Source organism: Pararhizobium sp. PWRC1-1 (genome assembly GCF_049897905.1).
Classification (GTDB): Bacteria; Pseudomonadota; Alphaproteobacteria; order Rhizobiales; family Rhizobiaceae; genus Pararhizobium.
The window spans coordinates 1-20000 of the sequence record NZ_JAFCXE010000045.1 but is presented as its reverse complement, the minus strand read 5'-3'; the positions used below and the strand labels follow the sequence as shown (position 1 = coordinate 20000).

General features: G+C 57.5%; 16 protein-coding genes, 1 tRNA gene and 1 pseudogene. 16 read left to right on the top strand and 2 right to left on the bottom strand.

What is annotated here, in order from left to right; genetic code table 11:
- A pseudogene (gene tuf / locus ACP7E0_RS34040) lies at window positions 1-177 on the top strand (elongation factor Tu); the annotation flags it as partial.
- Between the two features lie 309 nt (window positions 178-486).
- Window positions 487-1170: a glycosyltransferase gene (locus tag ACP7E0_RS34035; protein WP_426131676.1), complete on the top strand. Its 684-nt coding sequence runs from the start codon at window positions 487-489 to the stop codon at window positions 1168-1170.
- Between the two features lie 47 nt (window positions 1171-1217).
- Here the strand turns inward: ACP7E0_RS34035 and ACP7E0_RS34030 are convergent, their stop codons facing one another.
- Window positions 1218-2024 (bottom strand): hypothetical protein, encoded by an 807-nt coding sequence (locus tag ACP7E0_RS34030; RefSeq protein ID WP_426131674.1) that lies wholly within the window; start codon window positions 2022-2024, stop codon window positions 1218-1220.
- A 171-nt stretch (window positions 2025-2195) separates the two neighbouring features.
- Here ACP7E0_RS34030 and ACP7E0_RS34025 point away from each other — a divergent pair, with 171 nt between their 5' ends.
- From ACP7E0_RS34025 to rpoC, 10 genes are all read left to right on the top strand, one after another.
- On the top strand, window positions 2196-3089 hold the full coding sequence (locus ACP7E0_RS34025; protein WP_426131672.1) for an NAD-dependent epimerase/dehydratase family protein: 894 nt from the start codon (window positions 2196-2198) through the stop codon (window positions 3087-3089).
- Between the two features lie 146 nt (window positions 3090-3235).
- A tRNA-Trp gene (locus ACP7E0_RS34020) sits at window positions 3236-3311 on the top strand.
- Window positions 3312-3507: 196 nt separating this feature from the next.
- A complete protein-coding gene (gene secE / locus ACP7E0_RS34015) occupies window positions 3508-3708 on the top strand; it encodes a preprotein translocase subunit SecE (protein ID WP_037103350.1) in 201 nt (66 codons plus the stop codon).
- Between the two features lie 16 nt (window positions 3709-3724).
- Window positions 3725-4255, top strand: a complete 531-nt coding sequence (gene nusG, locus ACP7E0_RS34010; RefSeq protein ID WP_113313678.1) for a transcription termination/antitermination protein NusG — start codon at window positions 3725-3727, stop codon at window positions 4253-4255.
- 270 nt (window positions 4256-4525) lie between these two features.
- On the top strand, window positions 4526-4957 hold the full coding sequence (rplK, locus tag ACP7E0_RS34005; RefSeq protein WP_113247984.1) for a 50S ribosomal protein L11: 432 nt from the start codon (window positions 4526-4528) through the stop codon (window positions 4955-4957).
- Between the two features lie 4 nt (window positions 4958-4961).
- Window positions 4962-5657 carry a 50S ribosomal protein L1 gene (gene rplA, locus ACP7E0_RS34000; RefSeq protein WP_113313672.1) on the top strand — a complete coding sequence of 232 codons (696 nt, stop codon included), beginning with the start codon at window positions 4962-4964 and terminating at the stop codon, window positions 5655-5657.
- Between the two features lie 333 nt (window positions 5658-5990).
- Window positions 5991-6512 carry a 50S ribosomal protein L10 gene (gene rplJ, locus ACP7E0_RS33995; protein WP_037103356.1) on the top strand — a complete coding sequence of 174 codons (522 nt, stop codon included), beginning with the start codon at window positions 5991-5993 and terminating at the stop codon, window positions 6510-6512.
- Window positions 6513-6569: 57 nt separating this feature from the next.
- Window positions 6570-6944: a 50S ribosomal protein L7/L12 gene (gene rplL / locus ACP7E0_RS33990; protein WP_113247982.1), complete on the top strand. Its 375-nt coding sequence runs from the start codon at window positions 6570-6572 to the stop codon at window positions 6942-6944.
- 266 nt (window positions 6945-7210) lie between these two features.
- Complete coding sequence (gene rpoB, locus ACP7E0_RS33985) at window positions 7211-11356, top strand: DNA-directed RNA polymerase subunit beta (RefSeq protein ID WP_426131669.1); 4146 nt, start codon at window positions 7211-7213, stop codon at window positions 11354-11356.
- A 189-nt stretch (window positions 11357-11545) separates the two neighbouring features.
- Window positions 11546-15754, top strand: coding sequence for a DNA-directed RNA polymerase subunit beta' (gene rpoC / locus ACP7E0_RS33980; protein ID WP_426131667.1), 4209 nt, complete (start codon window positions 11546-11548; stop codon window positions 15752-15754).
- 136 nt (window positions 15755-15890) lie between these two features.
- Here the strand turns inward: rpoC and ACP7E0_RS33975 are convergent, their stop codons facing one another.
- Window positions 15891-16187: a transcriptional regulator gene (locus ACP7E0_RS33975; protein ID WP_113313676.1), complete on the bottom strand. Its 297-nt coding sequence runs from the start codon at window positions 16185-16187 to the stop codon at window positions 15891-15893.
- 574 nt (window positions 16188-16761) lie between these two features.
- Between ACP7E0_RS33975 and rpsL the strand changes: the two genes are divergently transcribed.
- The 4 genes from rpsL to ACP7E0_RS33955 form a co-directional block, all read left to right on the top strand.
- The gene (gene rpsL / locus ACP7E0_RS33970; protein WP_003507760.1) at window positions 16762-17133 is read left to right on the top strand and encodes a 30S ribosomal protein S12; all 372 of its coding nucleotides are present in this window, start codon (window positions 16762-16764) and stop codon (window positions 17131-17133) included.
- 78 nt (window positions 17134-17211) lie between these two features.
- On the top strand, window positions 17212-17682 hold the full coding sequence (gene rpsG / locus ACP7E0_RS33965; RefSeq protein WP_113247978.1) for a 30S ribosomal protein S7: 471 nt from the start codon (window positions 17212-17214) through the stop codon (window positions 17680-17682).
- A 30-nt stretch (window positions 17683-17712) separates the two neighbouring features.
- The gene (gene fusA, locus ACP7E0_RS33960; protein WP_113313677.1) at window positions 17713-19812 is read left to right on the top strand and encodes an elongation factor G; all 2100 of its coding nucleotides are present in this window, start codon (window positions 17713-17715) and stop codon (window positions 19810-19812) included.
- A 69-nt stretch (window positions 19813-19881) separates the two neighbouring features.
- Window positions 19882-20000, top strand: a 119-nt coding sequence (locus ACP7E0_RS33955) for a GTP-binding protein (protein ID WP_426123582.1), incomplete at its 3' end; no start/stop codon positions are given.

The window sequence follows — 20000 nt, the reverse complement described above, 5'->3', positions numbered from 1 at the left end:
GACGTGACCGGCATCGTGTCGCTTCCTGAAGGCACGGAAATGGTTATGCCTGGCGACAACGTCACGGTTTCCGTCGAGCTGATCGTTCCGATCGCGATGGAAGAAAAGCTGCGCTTCGCTATCCGCGAAGGCGGCCGCACCGTCGGCGCCGGCATCGTCGCCTCGATCGTCGAGTAATCGCGATAGAACGAACTGAAAAAAGCCCCGCTGGCAACAGCGGGGTTTTTTGTTGTCTGGTGATAACCGTATGGCCCGGCGGGGCGCTACTTCCCAGATACAGGTACATCAAAAAATTTCGCCTTCATCGAGCGTTCATCTCCTGCGCGATAAATCTTGACCGTCATACGCTTGAATAATCTGATGATTCTAATAAATCCCTGCTGTGTTGACCTCGCGTGCGGAGATCCCGCCGGCGGGGCGGCTAACCAGGAGTATAGAGCCGCATGGTTGAGATGCGGCTGCCGACATATTTCGACAGGAGAAAAAATGGCGGACAGTGCACGCGTTTTCATCGGTTTCGACAGCAAGGAAGTTGTTGCCTACCACGTCTTTTGCCAGAGTATATTGGAGAAGAGTTCGATCCCGGTCGGGTTCCTGCCGATCTCGCTCAACAATCTCGGCGGCATCTTCACCCGCGAACGCAATCAGCTGCAATCGACGGAATTTTCCTTCTCGCGTTTTCTGGTGCCCTATCTCAGCGACTACGAAGGTTGGAGCCTGTTTGCCGATTGCGACATGCTGATGCGAACCGATATCGCCAAACTATGGGCGCTGCGCGATGACCGCTATGCCGCCATGTGCGTCAAACACGACTATACGCCCAAGGTTGAAACGAAATTCTTAGGCCAGACGCAGACAAAATACGAAAAGAAGAATTGGTCGAGCGTAATCCTCTTCAACAATTCCAAATGTCGTGCATTGACCAAGGACTATGTCAACGAAGCGACCGGCTTGCAATTGCATCAGTTCAAGTGGCTCGAATCCGAGGATTTGATCGGTGCACTGCCGCAGACATGGAACTGGCTGGTCAACGAATATGACTACAACGAAAAGGCCGATCTCGTGCATTTTACCGATGGCGGGCCGTATTTCGAAGAATACAAGAATGACGATTATGCCGAGGAGTGGTTTGCAGCGCGCGAGCGCGTTCTCTCCGTCGCTCAGCGCTAAGGCGCCACGAGAACCTGAAAGGGAGACCTGCGCGCGTTGCGCAGGTCTCAGTGGCCAAAGCGCTTGAAGCGCTTGAAGAAGCCGCGGATGCGGCGCTCGATCTTGGTTTTCGACCAGAGCTTGGCGACCTGCCGCTCCATGCCGGTATAACGGTTGGCTAGAACATTGGTGGCGACAAGCGCGATCGTCGCTTCGCTGAATTCCGGAAACCGCTCGTGGATATGTGCGAACGTGCCGGCTGGCTCGTTGAGGCTATCCTCGAAGCGCCTGATAAGCCCCTTCTTGACGAAAAGCTGCAGCATGATCTGCTCAAAAGTCCAGTCGTGCCCGGTGTACATGTTGAACTGCAGGCCGGCGACGCCAGTAAACCCGCACAGGCATACATTTGCGCCTGGCGCCCTTTCGATGAGCCACATGGCAAGCGCAAATCCGGTCGTCGGGCTGCGGTCTGCCGGATAGAGCGGTCCGAAGGTGTAGTCGAAGTCGAGCGTATACGGCACCAGTTCGCTGGTGCGAGGCGCTGGCAAGGCCGCAGTGCCATGTGCGAGGCTGCGTTCTGCTATGACGCCGATCTCGGCCTTCAGGCTGTTGTTGAAGAGGCTGTAAGCCTTGTCGAAATGCTTTTGCGACTTCAGGAACTTCGTGCCGCCGGCGACCAGACGGTGACAGAGCACGGTATCCCTGCTGAAAGGCTGGGTAACCACTTTGGCGCAACCGGTGAAGAAGACATAGAGCGTTTTTTCCGGCAGGGCGCGTGCGATCTTGTCGATATCGACGCTTTCGCTGTTGGCGATCAATGCGACCATCTCGTAATTCGAGAGGATCGTTTCGAAGTCTTCCGCTTGCATCGGCATGTTTTGAGGTATCCTGGCTACTTGCTCATGCGCCGAGAGATAGGGCACAGCATGCATTCCGTCATCCCTTGGCGTGGAGAATGCTGTTGCAGCCCTTAAACGGGCAGGGCATACCGGCGGTAGCGAAGTATGCAGGCGCCTGTGCAGGCGGCAGCGGAACGGAGGATTGTCATGAGCAAGCGGATTTTGTTTACCGGTGGTGCGGGCAAGGCGGGACGGCACGCTGTCCCCTATCTCGTCGAGGCTGGATACGAGGTGCACAATGTCGATTTGACGCCGCTGGAAAGCCCTGGCGTCACCAATCTGATCGCAGATATCACCGATAGCGGCCAGATGTTCAACGTCATGTCGATGCATCGGGATTTCCCGGATCTGGAACAAGGGCAGGGACCCCTGCCGTTCGATGCGGTGGTTCATTTCGCCGCTGTGCCACGGATACTGATCAAGCCGGACAACGAAACCTTCCGCATCAATACGATGGGCACCTACAATGTCATCGAGGCGGCGGTGAAGCTCGGCATCCCCAAGATCATCGTCGCCTCCAGCGAAACCACCTATGGCGTCTGCTTTGCCGAAGGTCATCGCGACTTTCATCAGTTTCCGCTGGACGAGGACTATGACGTCAATCCGATGGATTCGTACGGGCTGTCGAAGGTGGTGAACGAGAAGACGGCGCGTGCCTTCGCCGAGCGTTCCGGGGCCGACATTTACGCACTCAGAATCGGCAATGTCATTGAACCGCACGAATACGAACGGTTCCCGGCCTATTTCGCCAATCCGGAAATCCGCAAGCGCATCGCCTGGAGCTATATTGACGCCCGTGATCTCGGGCAGATCGTCAAGCTGTGCATCGAAAAAGATGGGCTCGGCTTTCAGGTCTTCAATGCAGCCAACGATACCGTGTCGGCCAATACGCCAACGAAGGAACTGGCGGCCCAATATTTCCCCAATGTGCCGTTTACGCGCGAGATCGGCGCGTTCGAGGGGCTGCTTTCGAACCGGAAGATCCGCGAAGTGCTGGGGTTCCGGGAGGAGCACGACTGGCGTCAATATGTCGAGGCGTAAGCTGCGGATGTCAGGCGTGGAAAAGAAGTCCGGATGCGGATTTCTTTTTTTTTCGCGCAAAGGCGCTTGTCAATGCCGGTCAAACTGAATAATAACCCGCTGACTTCATGTGGCGCTTTGCTTTTTGCACTCTGCGCCGCTGGTCTAGGGGTATAGCTCAGTTGGTAGAGCGGCGGTCTCCAAAACCGCAGGTCGTAAGTTCGAGCCTTACTGCCCCTGCCATTCAATTCGGCGCATACCGCGCCGCAGCGAGTTGGCGCATTATACAGGGAGAAGGCTTGCTTTTTCCGGCTAATTTCGCAAAAAGACCGTTGACCTCTTGTGATTTATAGAATCGGTCTTTATGTAGGGTTCAAACAGACACGCGGCGCGTGGGGCTGATCGTCAGCTTTACGGGCCGTTAAGGCGTGAGCATTCAATGGCATCCAAAACAAATCCATTTACGTTTCTGCAGCAGGTTCGTGCTGAGACGGCGAAAGTCACATGGCCTTCACGGCGCGAGACGATGATCTCGACGCTGATGGTATTCGTCATGGTGTTCTTTGCGGCTATCTTCTTTTTTGCTGCGGACCAACTGATGGGCTGGCTGATTGGCCTCGTCCTGAATGCTGGCGTTTGAACGGTTGGGGATGAATATGGCAGCGCGTTGGTACATCGTTCACGCCTACTCGAATTTCGAGAAGAAGGTTGCTGAATCGATCGAGGAGAAGGCCAAGCAGAAGGGCCTGAGCCATCTTTTTGAAAAGATTCTCGTTCCGACCGAGAAGGTCGTTGAAGTTCGCCGTGGCCGCAAGGTCGATGCCGAGCGTAAGTTTTTCCCGGGTTACGTGCTGGTGCGCGCCGACCTGACGGATGAGGCCTATCACCTCATCAAGAATACACCCAAGGTGACGGGTTTCCTCGGTTCCAACAACAAGCCGGTTCCGATCCCTGATTTTGAAGCCGAGCGCATTCTTGGTCAGGTTCAGGACGGTGTTGACCGTCCGAAGCCTTCGATCTCCTTCGAGGTTGGCGAGCAGGTGCGCGTATCCGATGGCCCGTTTGCCTCGTTCAACGGCATCGTGCAGGACGTTGACGAAGAGCGTTCGCGCCTCAAGGTTGAAGTCTCCATCTTCGGCCGCGCAACGCCGGTAGATCTTGAGTACGCTCAGGTCGAGAAAGTCTGATTTCTGAAGGCTGCAGCGCCGAATTTTGTTCGGCTGCGTAGCTTTCTTTTGGTTTTGCCGGATCGATGTATTCGGCAAATGCGGGCAAGCCCGCAAACCGCGTGGAAGGAAACCGGTCTTAGCCGGATCGGTCAATCCGCACCACGCAACCACAGCCGCCGTCCTGTTGAAAGGGCGGCATGAGAAGCCGGGAAACCGGTCGTAACGTTTCCGGGTCCGGTTCGCGTATGGCGGGCAGGGATACCGGGAAAACCATAAAGGCAGAGAGAAATGGCTAAGAAAGTTGCAGGCCAGCTCAAGCTTCAGGTCAAGGCAGGATCGGCAAACCCGTCCCCGCCAATCGGCCCGGCGCTTGGTCAGCGTGGCGTAAACATCATGGAATTCTGCAAGGCGTTCAATGCCGCCACGCAGGAACTGGAAAAGGGCATGCCGATCCCGGTCGTCATCACCTACTACCAGGACAAGTCCTTCACCTTCATCATGAAGCAGCCGCCAGTCAGCTACTTCCTGAAGAAGGAAGCCAAGCTGACGGCTGGTTCCAAGACGCCTGGCAAGGGCGCCAAGGCCGGTACCCTCACCAAGGATCAGGTTCGCAAGATCGCTGAAGCCAAGATGAAGGATCTGAACGCGGCTGATATCGAAGGCGCAATGGCAATGGTTGAGGGCTCGGCCCGCTCCATGGGCCTGGAAGTGGCAGGTTGAGACCATGACAAAGATTGCAAAGCGCGTAAAGAAGACCCGTGAAGGTGTTGATCCGACGAAGCTCGTTGCTCTGAGCGAAGCCATTTCGATGGTCAAGGAACGGGCGATCGCCAAGTTCGACGAAACCATCGAAGTTGCGATGAACCTCGGCGTTGATCCGCGTCATGCCGACCAGATGGTCCGTGGCGTCGTCAACCTGCCGAACGGCACCGGCCGTACGGTTCGTGTCGCCGTGTTCGCACGTGGCGCCAAGGCTGATGAAGCCAAGGCTGCCGGCGCAGACATCGTCGGTGCGGAAGACCTGGTCGATATCGTCCAGGGCGGCAAGATCGATTTCGATCGTTGCATCGCCACTCCGGACATGATGCCGCTCGTCGGCCGTCTCGGCAAGGTTCTCGGCCCACGTGGCATGATGCCGAACCCGAAGGTCGGAACCGTCACCATGGACGTCGCCGGTGCTGTCAAGGCATCGAAGGGCGGCGCCGTTGAGTTCCGCGTCGAAAAGGCCGGTATCGTTCACGCTGGCATCGGCAAGGCATCGTTCGATGCTGTTGCTCTTGAAGAAAACATCCGCGCTTTCGCTGATGCGGTCATCAAGGCAAAGCCGGCTGGCGCCAAGGGCAACTACGTCAAGCGTGTCGCGATTTCCTCGACCATGGGTCCGGGCGTCAAGATCGATCCGTCGACGGTTAGCGCTTAATCACGTTTATCCGGACTTTTGTCCGGTCATAGATTTCCGGCCTTTCGAGGCCGGAAATTCCGGGATCAAACCCGGAACTCCTGTCCGAGATTGCAGGTGGTTATCCCTTAATCACTTCAGCCTGCATGAGATGGGTGAGTCCCGAATTTCATTTGACGCGCGCAAGCGTGGAAATTCGGTTCGAACCTCGGCTTGCCTTGTGCCGGACCCGGTTGAACGGGAACGCGCAGGGGACAGGATCCTCGAGCGTCGCCTGAGATCACCTTTGATCTCGTGCGGCAAAGGCAAACCGACTGGACTGTGTTTTACGGTCCAGTCAACTGGAGATAGGCAGTGGAAAGAGCGGAAAAACGCGAATTCGTCACGGAGCTGAACGAGTCCTTCAAGGGCGCTGGTTCGGTTGTCGTGGCCCACTATGCTGGTGTCACAGTCGCACAGATGAACGACTTCCGTTCGAAGATGCGCGCTGCTGGCGGCACCGTCAAAGTCGCGAAGAACCGCCTGGCCAAGATCGCCCTTCAGGGTACGGAAGCCGAAGGGATGTCCAATCTCTTCAAGGGCCAGACGCTGGTAGCATTCAGCGCCGACCCGATCACGGCTCCAAAGGTTCTCATGGACTTCGCCAAGACCAACGACAAGATCGTTGTTCTGGGTGGCGCCATGGGCGCAACCACGCTCTCCGCGGATGCAGTCAAGTCGCTTGCGACCCTGCCGTCGCTGGACGAACTGCGTGCAAAGCTGCTGGGTATGATTCAGACCCCGGCAACGCGCATCGCATCGGTTGTTGCAGCACCGGCAAGCCAGCTTGCCCGCGTGTTCGCGGCCTACGCCAAGAAGGACGAAGAAGCCGCATAAGGCGGTTTTTCGTTGTTATATCAAACCAAGTTCGAACCGAATAAAAGGAACTAAAAAATGGCTGATCTCTCTAAGATCGTTGAAGACCTGTCCTCGTTGACCGTTCTGGAAGCTGCAGAACTGTCGAAGCTTCTTGAAGAAAAGTGGGGCGTTTCCGCTGCTGCTCCGGTAGCTGCTGCTGCTGCTGGCGGCGCTGCTGCTGCCGTTGTTGAAGAAGAAAAGACTGAATTCGACGTCATCCTCGCTGATGCCGGCGCAAACAAGATCAACGTCATCAAGGAAGTCCGCGCGATCACAGGCCTCGGCCTGAAGGAAGCCAAGGACCTCGTTGAAGCCGCTCCGAAGGCTGTCAAGGAAGGCGTTTCCAAGGCTGAAGCTGCTGATCTCAAGAAGAAGCTCGAAGACGCTGGCGCCAAGGTTGACGTCAAGTAATTCTGCTTGTTTTAAAGGGGAGGTGGCCATGAAAATGGCCGCCTCTCTTTGACCGCTTTCTGAACATATTACCCAAAAGCCTATTGAAAACGGCTTTTGGGTAATGGGTTCTTCAAGAGGATAGTCCCGAACCAGAACAGCACAGCAATCCGCGCTGAGCGTTTTTGGAGGTTGGACGAGATTGAACAATCCATTGATTGACGGGATCGACTGGCCATCGGTTCCCGTCCGTTGCAGGCCCGGATGCAAAATTTGAAGGAGCGACGATGGCTCAGACCCTTTCTTTCAATGGTCGTAGGCGCGTACGCAAGTTTTTTGGTAAAATTCCCGAAGTCGCAGAAATGCCGAACCTCATCGAGGTTCAGAAGGCATCCTACGACCAGTTCCTCATGGTCGACGAGCCGCAGGGCGGTCGTCCGGACGAGGGGCTTCAGTCCGTTTTCAAGTCGGTTTTCCCGATCACGGATTTCTCCGGCGCTTCGATGCTCGAATTCGTGTCCTACGAGTTCGAACAGCCGAAGTTCGACGTTGAGGAATGCCGTCAGCGCGATCTGACCTACGCAGCGCCGCTGAAGGTGACGCTGCGCCTCATCGTGTTCGATATCGACGAGGATACGGGCGCCAAGTCCGTCAAGGACATCAAGGAACAGAACGTATACATGGGCGACATGCCGCTCATGACCAACAACGGTACGTTCATCGTCAACGGCACCGAGCGCGTCATCGTCTCCCAGATGCACCGTTCGCCGGGCGTGTTCTTCGACCATGACAAGGGCAAGAGCCATTCCTCGGGCAAGCTTCTGTTTGCTGCCCGCGTCATCCCGTATCGCGGCTCCTGGCTCGACATCGAATTCGATGCCAAGGACGTTGTGCACGCGCGTATCGACCGCCGCCGCAAGATCCCCGTCACGTCGCTTTTGATGGCGCTTGGCATGGACGGCGAGGAGATCCTCGAGACCTTCTATACCAAGTCGCTCTATGCCCGCGACGGCAAGGGTTGGCGGATTCCGTTTCAGCCGGAGGTTCTCAAGGGCCAGAAGGCGCTTTCCGACCTGATCGACGCCGACACCGGCGAAGTGGTCGTTGAATCCGGCAAGAAGCTGACGCCGCGCCTGTTGAAGACGCTTGTGGAAAAGGGCCTGAAGGCCATCAAGGCTACTGATGACGAGCTTTACGGCAACTTCCTTGCCGAAGATCTGGTCAATCCGTCGACGGGTGAAATCTTCCTCGAAGCCGGCGACGAAATCGACGAGAAGACGCTTGGCGTCATTCTGACGGCCGGTTTCGACGAAATCCCGATCCTCGACATCGACCATATCAATGTCGGTGCCTACATCCGCAACACGCTTTCGGTCGACAAGAACGAAAACCGTCAGGATGCCCTGTTCGACATCTACCGCGTCATGCGTCCCGGCGAGCCGCCGACCATGGATTCGGCTGAAGCCATGTTTAACACGCTGTTCTTCGATTCGGAGCGTTACGATCTCTCCGCCGTTGGCCGCGTCAAGATGAACATGCGTCTGGACGTGGATGCTGCCGATACCGTCCGTATCTTGCGCAAGGAAGACATCCTGGCTGTTGTCCGGATGCTCGTTGACCTGCGCGACGGCAAGGGCGAAATCGACGACATCGACAACCTCGGCAACCGCCGTGTGCGTTCGGTCGGCGAATTGATGGAAAATCAGTATCGCCTCGGTCTGCTGCGCATGGAGCGTGCGATCAAGGAACGCATGTCGTCGATCGAAATCGATACCGTCATGCCGCAGGACCTGATCAACGCCAAGCCGGCTGCTGCCGCTGTTCGCGAATTCTTCGGCTCCTCGCAGCTGTCGCAGTTCATGGACCAGGTCAATCCGCTGTCGGAAATCACCCACAAGCGCCGTCTTTCGGCTCTTGGACCGGGCGGTCTGACGCGCGAACGCGCTGGCTTTGAAGTCCGCGACGTTCACCCGACCCACTACGGCCGTATCTGCCCGATTGAAACGCCGGAAGGCCCGAACATCGGTCTGATCAACTCGCTGGCAACCTTTGCCCGCGTCAACAAGTACGGCTTCATCGAAAGCCCTTACCGCAAGATCATCGACGGTAAGGTGACCAAGGATGTCGTCTACCTGTCGGCGATGGAAGAAGCCAAGTATCACGTGGCCCAGGCCAACTCCGAACTCAACGAAGACCAGTCCTTCGTTGAAGAATTCGTTGTTTGCCGTCACGCCGGCGACGTTATGCTCGCACCGCGAGACATCGTGAACCTGATGGACGTTTCGCCCAAGCAGCTCGTGTCTGTGGCGGCAGCGCTCATCCCGTTCCTCGAAAACGACGACGCCAACCGCGCCCTCATGGGCTCCAACATGCAGCGTCAGGCCGTGCCTCTGCTGCGTGCGGAAGCTCCGTTCGTCGGTACCGGCATGGAGCCGATCGTTGCCCGCGACTCCGGTGCTGCCATTGCTGCCCGCCGTGGCGGTGTGGTCGACCAGGTTGACGCAACCCGTATCGTTATCCGTGCGACGGAAGATCTCCAGGCCGGCAAGTCCGGCGTTGATATCTACCGCTTGCAGAAGTTCCAGCGTTCCAACCAGAACACTTGCGTCAACCAGCGTCCGCTGGTCACCGTCGGTGACATTCTGAACAAGGGCGACATCATTGCTGACGGTCCGTCGACCGATCTCGGTGATCTGGCTCTCGGCCGCAACGCGCTCGTCGCGTTCATGCCGTGGAACGGCTACAACTACGAGGACTCGATCCTTCTGTCCGAGCGCATCGTTCGCGATGACGTGTTCACCTCCATCCACATCGAAGAATTCGAAGTGATGGCGCGCGACACCAAGCTTGGTCCGGAAGAAATCACCCGCGATATTCCGAACGTTTCGGAAGAAGCGCTGAAGAACCTCGACGAAGCTGGTATTGTCTACATCGGCGCCGAAGTGACGCCAGGCGACATCCTGGTCGGCAAGATCACCCCGAAGGGCGAAAGCCCGATGACGCCGGAAGAAAAGCTTCTGCGCGCCATCTTCGGTGAAAAGGCTTCCGACGTCCGCGACACTTCCATGCGCATGCCTCCGGGCACCTTCGGCACCATCGTCGAAGTTCGCGTCTTCAACCGCCACGGCGTGGAAAAAGACGAACGTGCGATGGCGATCGAGCGGGAAGAGATCGAGCGTCTTGCCAAGGATCGCGACGACGAACAGGCGATCCTCGATCGCAACGTCTATTCGCGTCTCCTCGACATGCGGCGCGGTCAGGTGGCCGTTGCCGGTCCGAAGGGCTTCAAGAAGGGCACCGAACTTTCGAATGCCGTCATTTCCGAATATCCCCGCTCGCAGTGGTGGATGTTTGCGACGGAAGACGAAAAGGCTCAGGGCGAAGTTGAAGCTCTGCGTGGCCAGTACGACGAATCCAAGTCGCTGCTCGAGCATCGCTTCATGGACAAGGTCGAAAAGGTCCAGCGCGGCGACGAAATGCCTCCGGGCGTCATGAAGATGGTCAAGGTCTTTGTTGCTGTGAAGCGCAAGATCCAGCCAGGCGACAAGATGGCCGGCCGTCACGGCAACAAGGGTGTGGTTTCCCGCATCGTGCCGATCGAAGACATGCCGTTCCTGGAAGACGGTACGCATGTTGACGTCGTGTTGAACCCGCTCGGCGTGCCTTCGCGCATGAACGTTGGCCAGATCCTTGAAACCCATCTGGGTTGGGCCTGCGCCGGCATGGGCAAGAAGATCGGTGCCATGCTTGATGCCTATAAGGCGGGCGCTGAAATTCAGCCGCTGCGCGATACCATCGACAGCGTCATTGGCTCCGGTCCGAAGGGCGAGCCGATCAAGGACTACGACGATGAATCGATCGTTCGTCTGGCCGAGCAGACCCGCCGCGGCGTGTCGATCGCAACGCCGGTCTTCGACGGTGCAGTCGAAGCCGACGTTAACGAGATGCTGGAACAGGCAGGCCTGAACGTTTCGGGTCAGTCGACGCTGTATGATGGCCGTACCGGCGATCAGTTCGACCGTCAGGTGACGGTCGGCTACATCTACATGCTGAAGCTGAACCACCTTGTGGACGACAAGATCCACGCCCGTTCGATCGGTCCTTACTCGCTCGTCACCCAGCAGCCGCTCGGTGGTAAGGCGCAGTTCGGCGGTCAGCGCTTCGGGGAAATGGAAGTCTGGGCTCTGGAAGCCTACGGCGCCGCCTACACCCTGCAGGAAATGCTGACGGTGAAGTCCGACGACGTGGCCGGCCGTACCAAGGTCTACGAAGCGATCGTCCGAGGCGACGATACTTTCGAGGCTGGTATTCCGGAGAGCTTCAACGTTCTCGTCAAGGAAATGCGGTCGTTGGGTCTCTCGGTCGAACTGGAGAATTCCAAGCTCGACGAACTCAACGCGGCAAACCAGCAATTGCCGGACGCGGCCGAATAAGACATCAGGGTGCGTGCCGCTTTCCCAAGCGGCGCGCACCATTTCCACCCGGGTCTCAAGTTATTGGGGCAGGGGTAGGAAATGCGGCCGCATTTCATGCGGTTTTATCCGTTTCGAGCAGGAGCCGGCGCCCGGGATTTGCCGCGCTCTCTGCCAAGCTCAGGGCGATAGCCCATAAAGGAGATAGGCATGAACCAAGAGGTCATGAACCTTTTCAATCCGCAGGTGCCTGCGCAGACCTTCGATTCCATCCGGATTTCGATTGCGTCGCCGGAGAAGATTCTCTCCTGGTCCTACGGTGAGATCAAGAAGCCGGAAACCATCAACTACCGCACGTTCAAGCCTGAACGCGACGGCCTTTTCTGCGCGCGTATCTTTGGCCCGATCAAGGACTATGAGTGCCTGTGCGGCAAGTACAAGCGCATGAAGTACAAGGGCATCATCTGCGAAAAGTGCGGCGTCGAAGTGACGTTGTCGCGCGTTCGCCGTGAGCGCATGGGCCATATCGAGCTTGCAGCTCCGGTCGCCCATATCTGGTTCCTGAAGTCCCTGCCGAGCCGCATCGCGACGCTGCTCGACATGACGCTGAAGGATATCGAGCGCGTCCTGTATTTCGAAAACTACATCATCACCGAACCGGGCCTGACCTCCCTCAAGGAAAGTCAGCTTCTCTCGGAAGAAGAATACATGATCGCCGTCGACGAGTTCGGCGAAGATCAGTTCACCGCGATGATCGGTGCTGAAGCCATCTACGAGATGCTGGCTTCGATGAATCTCGAAAAGATCGCTGGCGATCTGCGCGCGGAAATGGCTGACACCACGTCCGAGCTGAAGCAGAAGAAGCTGATGAAGCGCCTGAAGATCGTCGAGAACTTCATGGAATCCGGCAACCGCCCGGAATGGATGATCATGAAGGTCGTCCCGGTGATCCCGCCGGACCTGCGTCCGCTGGTTCCGCTGGACGGCGGCCGTTTCGCGACGTCCGATCTGAACGACCTCTATCGCCGCGTCATCAACCGCAACAACCGTTTGAAGCGCCTGATCGAGCTTCGTGCGCCTGGCATCATCATCCGCAACGAAAAGCGCATGCTGCAGGAATCCGTTGACGCCCTGTTCGACAACGGCCGCCGTGGCCGCGTCATCACCGGTGCCAACAAGCGTCCGCTGAAGTCGCTGTCCGACATGCTCAAGGGCAAGCAGGGACGCTTCCGTCAGAACTTGCTCGGCAAGCGCGTCGATTATTCCGGCCGTTCGGTCATCGTGACCGGCCCGGAACTGAAGCTGCACCAGTGCGGCCTGCCGAAGAAGATGGCGCTCGAACTGTTCAAGCCGTTCATCTACGCCCGCCTCGACGCCAAGGGTTACTCCTCGACCGTCAAGCAGGCCAAGAAGCTGGTTGAGAAGGAAAAGCCGGAAGTCTGGGATATCCTCGACGAGGTCATCCGCGAGCACCCCGTGCTTCTCAACCGTGCACCAACCCTGCACCGCCTGGGCATCCAGGCCTTCGAACCGATCCTGGTCGAAGGCAAGGCGATCCAGCTGCATCCGCTCGTCTGCACGGCGTTCAACGCCGACTTCGACGGTGACCAGATGGCCGTTCACGTTCCGCTGTCGCTCGAAGCGCAGTTGGAAGCCCGTGTCCTGATGATGTCGACCAACAACATCCTGCACCCGGCAAACGGCGCGCCGATCATCGTTCCGTCGCAGGACATGGTTCTCGGCCTCTACTATCTGTCGATCCTGAACCAGAACGAGCCGGGCGAAGGCATGGCCTTCTCCGATCTCGGCGAACTGCATCACGCGCTTGAAACCAAGTCGGTGACGTTGCATGCCAAGATCCGCGGCCGCTTCAAGACTGTCGATGCCGACGGCAAGCCTGTTTCGAAGATCTATGAAACCACGCCTGGCCGTATGATCATCGGCGAACTTCTGCCGAAGAACGCCAACGTGCCGTTCGACGTCTGCAACCAGGAACTGACCAAGAAGAACATCTCCAAGATGATCGACACGGTCTACCGCCATTGCGGCCAGAAGGACACGGTCATTTTCTGCGACCGCATCATGCAGCTCGGCTTCGCCCATGCCTGCCGCGCCGGCATTTCGTTCGGCAAGGACGACATGGTTATTCCCGATACCAAGGCCAAGATCGTCGGTGACACCGAAAGCCTGGTGAAGGAATACGAACAGCAGTACAATGACGGCCTGATCACTCAGGGCGAAAAGTACAACAAGGTTGTCGACGCCTGGGGCAAGGCAACTGACAAGGTCGCCGAAGACATGATGGCCCGCATTAAGGCTGTCGAATTCGACGATAACGGCCGTCAGAAGCCGATGAACGCCATCTACATGATGTCGCACTCGGGTGCTCGTGGTTCACCGAACCAGATGCGTCAGCTCGGCGGCATGCGCGGCCTGATGGCCAAGCCGTCGGGTGAAATCATCGAGACGCCGATCATCTCGAACTTCAAGGAAGGCCTGACCGTTAACGAGTACTTCAACTCGACCCACGGTGCCCGTAAGGGTCTCGCAGACACCGCCTTGAAGACCGCAAACTCCGGTTACCTGACACGCCGTCTCGTTGACGTCGCGCAGGATTGTATCGTCAACTCGGTGGATTGCGGTACCGAAACCGGCCTCACCATGACTGCCATCGTCGATGCCGGTCAGGTCGTTGCCTCCATCGGTGTCCGCGTTCTCGGTCGTACGGCTCTCGACAATATCGATCACCCGCTGACCGGTGATCGCATTGTCGATGCTGGTCGCATGATCCTTGAAGCCGATGTCGTTGAAATCGAAAAGGCTGGCATCCAGTCGATCCGTATTCGTTCGGCTCTGACCTGCGAAATCCAGACCGGCGTCTGCGGCGTCTGCTACGGTCGTGACCTTGCACGCGGAACACCTGTCAACATGGGTGAGGCTGTCGGCGTTATCGCCGCTCAGTCGATCGGTGAACCTGGTACTCAGCTGACCATGCGTACGTTCCACCTTGGTGGCACGGCAACGGTTGTCGATAGCTCGTTCCTGGAAGCGTCGTACGAAGGTACGATCCAGATCAAGAACCGCAACATGCTGCGCAATTCCGACAACGTTCTCGTCGCGATGGGCCGTAACATGGCGGTCCAGATCCTCGACGAACGTGGTGTCGAGCGCTCCTCGCAGCGCGTCGCCTACGGTTCGAAGATCTTCGTCGATGACGGTGACAAGGTGAAGCGCGGCCAGCGTCTGGCCGAGTGGGACCCCTACACACGCCCGATGATGACGGAAGTCGAAGGCACAGTTCATTTCGAAGATATCGTCGACGGTATCTCCGTTCTGGAAGCGACCGACGAAGCAACCGGCATCACCAAGCGTCAGGTTATCGATTGGCGTTCGACGCCACGCGGTATCGACCTGAAGCCGGCAATCGTCATCAAGGACAAGAACGGCGCAGTGATGAAGCTGTCGCGTGGTGGCGACGCCCGCTTCATGCTTTCGGTCGACGCCATTCTGTCGGTCGAGCCGGGTACCAAGGTCTCCCAGGGTGACGTGCTTGCACGTTCGCCGCTGGAAAGCGCCAAGACGAAGGACATCACCGGTGGTCTGCCGCGCGTTGCCGAACTCTTCGAAGCGCGCCGTCCGAAGGATCACGCGATCATCGCCGAAATCGATGGTACGATCCGCTTCGGCCGCGACTACAAGAACAAGCGCCGCGTGCTGATCGAGCCTGCGGAAGACGGTGTGGAGCCAGTCGAATACCTGATCCCGAAGGGCAAGCCCTTCCATCTTCAGGATGGCGACTATATCGAAAAGGGTGACTACATCCTCGACGGCAACCCGGCACCGCACGACATCCTGGCGATCAAGGGCGTGGAGGCACTCGCTTCCTACCTGGTCAACGAAATCCAGGAAGTCTACCGCCTGCAGGGCGTTGTGATCAACGACAAGCACATCGAGGTGATCGTTCGCCAGATGCTGCAGAAGGTGGAAGTGACCGACGCTGGTGACTCAACCTATATCGTTGGCGACAGCGTCGACCGCATCGAACTGGAAGATGTCAACGATCAGCTGATCGAACAGGGCAAGAAGCCGGCTTACGGCGATCCGGTCCTGCTCGGCATCACCAAGGCATCGCTGCAGACGCCGTCCTTCATCTCGGCCGCTTCCTTCCAGGAAACGACCAAGGTGCTGACGGAAGCTGCGATCGCCGGCAAGACCGACGGCCTGCAGGGTCTGAAGGAAAACGTCATCGTTGGCCGCCTTATCCCGGCCGGTACCGGTGGCACGATGACCCAGATCCGCCGTATTGCGACCGCGCGCGACGAGATGATCCTCGAAGAGCGCCGCAAGGGAACGGGGGCCGATGCAGCAACTCCGATGCTTGCCGACATGGCAGCCAAGGAAGAAGCTGCAGCCGAATAAGGCTTGAAAGGCGAGGGCGGTTCTGCCGCCCTTTCCGACCCATTGAAAAAGCCGCCTGGAGCGATCCGGGCGGCTTTTTGCATTCGTTTCACGCGAGTTCGCCGCTATCACACGAGGCAGCGGTGCTCGATGTGTTTTATCCGAACTTGATGATCGCCACTTCGCCGGTCAGCGCGCCCTGATAGGCGGATGCGTGCGGCTCATCGTTCGGCACGTCGGTCAGCGTGCCGATCTGATCGAGGTCGGCCTCGAGAAAACCTTCCTCGGCCAGTGCGTTCAGGGCTTCCCGAACGGCGGTGTCGTCGTCCGGTGCACGTAACATCACGTGAATGTCCACGCCCTCTTCATCGCCATCCTGCTCATAGGCCTTGCCGATGATGATGAAGATCATCGGTCCGTCGAGATTGTTGTCATTGTCCGGCTTGGCAGTCATGGCTATTTCCTCTTTCGAAAGATATGTGAAACGACTTTACAGCGTATTGCTGCCGTGCGCAGAGGAAAAAACACTGTTCCCACGACGAATCGTCACGGGCAGGGGCGGCGATTCCTGCCGTTGTTGCGGAATTGTAGAATTGCTTTATGATTCTTTAAGTTGAACAGGACGCTCTGACGATTCCGCCCCGCGCGGACCGCCACTTACTCCCGTTTCGGCGTCAAAGCCTTGTTTTGCAGGCATGTCAGCCCTGCCGAACCAAGAATAATTCTTAATTCCCCTTGACGCGACACCCCGAAATCAGTACACCCCGCCCCATCGGAGCCTATGTGAGGCTGGCTGGTTCGGAACGTCACGTTCTGGAGTTCGCCTCAAACAAGGTTCGAAACGCACGCTGAAGACCAAAATGCTGCACGCAAGACGCTGAAAATATTGGTGTCCTCTGCTTTTTGCGGGCCATCTGCCGAAAGGCGGATCGGTCCTCGTTTTGCGCATTTATAGCGTTCGAAACCGCCGGAGACGGCATTGATCCGCCCGTAAGGGTATTGAGACAGAATTTGTAAGGGATGGTTATATGCCTACCGTAAACCAGCTGATCCGCAAGCCGCGTCAGGCACAGGTAAAGCGCAACAAGGTTCCTGCTCTGCAGGAAAACCCGCAGAAGCGTGGCGTTTGCACACGCGTCTACACAACGACCCCGAAGAAGCCGAACTCGGCTCTGCGTAAGGTTGCCAAGATCCGTCTCACCAACGGCTTCGAAGTCATCGGCTACATTCCGGGCGAAGGTCACAACCTTCAGGAACACTCCGTGGTCATGATCCGCGGCGGCCGCGTAAAGGACTTGCCGGGCGTTCGTTACCACATCATTCGCGGCGTTCTCGATACCCAGGGTGTCAAGAACCGTAAGCAGCGCCGTTCGAAGTATGGTGCAAAGCGTCCGAAGTAATTCGGGTTCCACAATTTAAGGTGCTGCGCGAGGTTCTCCGCGTGTTAAGGCGCCCGTTCAAAGTTGAGAGACAAAAGTATGTCACGTCGTCATAGTGCAGAAAAGCGCGAGATCAATCCGGACCCGAAGTTCGGCGATCTGGTCGTCACCAAGTTCATGAATGCAATCATGCTTCATGGTAAGAAGTCGGTCGCTGAAAACATCGTTTACGGTGCGTTCGATCTGGTCCAGGGCAAGCTGAAGCAGGAGCCGGTCACCGTGTTCCATTCGGCCCTCGACAACATCGCTCCGCACGTCGAAGTTCGTTCGCGCCGCGTCGGTGGTGCAACCTACCAGGTTCCGGTGGATGTTCGTCCTGAGCGCCGTCAGGCTCTCGCCATTCGCTGGCTGATCGCTGCTGCCCGCAAGCGCAACGAAACCACCATGATCGATCGCCTCTGCGGCGAACTCATGGATGCGGCAAATGGCCGTGGTTCCGCTGTCAAGAAGCGCGAAGACACGCACAAGATGGCTGACGCCAACCGTGCATTCTCGCACTATCGCTGGTAATCGACGTACAATTTTCGAAAGGCAGTCATTATGGCTCGCGAATATAAAATCGAAGACTACCGCAATTTCGGTATCATGGCGCATATCGACGCCGGCAAGACCACGACCACTGAGCGGATTCTCTACTACACCGGCAAGTCGCACAAAATCGGTGAAGTTCATGACGGCGCTGCCACCATGGACTGGATGGAGCAGGAGCAGGAACGCGGTATCACCATCACGTCCGCTGCTACCACGACCTACTGGAAGGGTCGCGACGGCAAGATGCGCCGCTTCAACATCATCGACACCCCCGGCCACGTCGACTTCACCATCGAAGTCGAACGTTCGCTGCGCGTTCTCGACGGTGCGATCGCTCTGCTCGACGCCAACGCCGGTGTTGAGCCGCAGACGGAAACCGTCTGGCGTCAGGCTGAAAAGTACAACGTTCCGCGGATGATCTTCTGCAACAAGATGGACAAGACCGGTGCTGACTTCTACCGCTCGGTAGAGATGATCAAGACCCGTCTCGGTGCCATCGCTGTTGTCATGCAGCTCCCGATCGGTGCGGAAACCGAATTCAAGGGCGTTATCGACCTGATCGAGATGAACGCCCTGATCTGGCGCGACGAATCGCTCGGCGCCCAGTGGGATGTCGTCGAAATTCCGGAAGACATGAAGGAAAAGGCGCAGGAATATCGCGAGAAGATGATCGAACAGGTCGTCGATATCGATGAACAGGCGATGGAAGACTATCTGAACGGCATCATGCCGGACAACGACAAGATCCGCCAGCTGGTTCGCCGCGGCACCATCGACGTGAAGTTCCACCCGATGTTCTGCGGTACGGCTTTCAAGAACAAAGGCGTTCAGCCTTTGCTCGACGCAGTTGTCGAATATCTGCCTTCCCCGCTCGACATTCCGTCGATCAAGGGCATCGATGTGAAGACCGAAGCCGAAATCGCCCGCCATCCGTCGGATGAAGAGCCATTGTCGATGCTCGCCTTCAAGATCATGAACGACCCCTTCGTTGGTTCGCTCACCTTCGCCCGTATCTATTCCGGCAAGCTCTCCAAGGGCACGTCGGTTATGAACACGGTCAAGGAAAAGCGCGAGCGCGTCGGCCGTATGCTGCAGATGCATTCCAACTCCCGTGAAGACATCGAAGAAGCCTTTGCCGGCGACATCGTTGCTCTCGCAGGCCTCAAGGAAACCACGACCGGCGACACGCTCTGCGATCCGCTGCATCAGGTTATCCTCGAGCGCATGGAATTCCCCGAGCCGGTCATCCAGATCGCCATCGAGCCGAAGACCAAGGGCGACCAGGAAAAGATGGGCCTCGCGCTCAACCGCCTGGCTGCTGAAGATCCTTCGTTCCGCGTCAAGACGGATGAAGAATCCGGCCAGACGATCATCGCCGGCATGGGTGAACTTCACCTCGACATCCTCGTCGACCGCATGCGCCGCGAATTCAAGGTTGAAGCCACCGTCGGCGCGCCGCAGGTTGCTTACCGTGAATCGATCACGAAGCGTCATGAAGAAGACTATACGCACAAGAAGCAGTCCGGTGGTACCGGCCAGTTCGCGCGCGTCAAGATCGTCTTCGAACCGAATGAAGAAGGCGACGACTTCAAGTTCGAATCCAAGATCGTTGGTGGTTCTATTCCGAAGGAATACATCCCAGGCGTTCAGAAGGGCATCGAAAGCGTTCTGTCTTCCGGTCCGCTCGCTGGCTTCCCGATGCTTGGCGTCAAGGCAACCCTGATCGACGGCGCATTCCATGACGTCGACTCCTCGGTTCTCGCTTTCGAAATCGCCTCGCGTGCCTGCTTCCGTGAAGCAGCCAAGAAGGCCGGCGCCCAGCTGCTCGAGCCGATGATGAAGGTGGAAGTCGTGACGCCGGAAGATTACGTCGGTGACGTGATCGGCGATCTGAACTCGCGTCGCGGTCAGATCCAGGGCCAGGAAGCACGCGGCATCGCCGTCGTGATCAATGCCAACGTGCCGCTGGCCAACATGTTCAAGTACGTGGACAACCTGCGCTCGATGTCGCAGGGCCGTGCACAGTACACGATGACCTTCGATCACTATGCGCCGGTTCCGTCGAACGTGGCACAGGAAATCCAGGCGAAATACTCCGGTCAGAAGTGACCGGAGCCTAACGCCAGCTGACAGAAACAAGAGAATTCCCCTTCGGGGTTAAAAAACGGAGAGCCGGAAATGGCAAAGAGCAAATTTGAGCGCAATAAGCCGCACGTTAACATTGGCACGATCGGCCACGTCGACCATGGCAAGACGTCGCTGACGGCAGCGATCACGAAGTATTTCGGCGAATACAA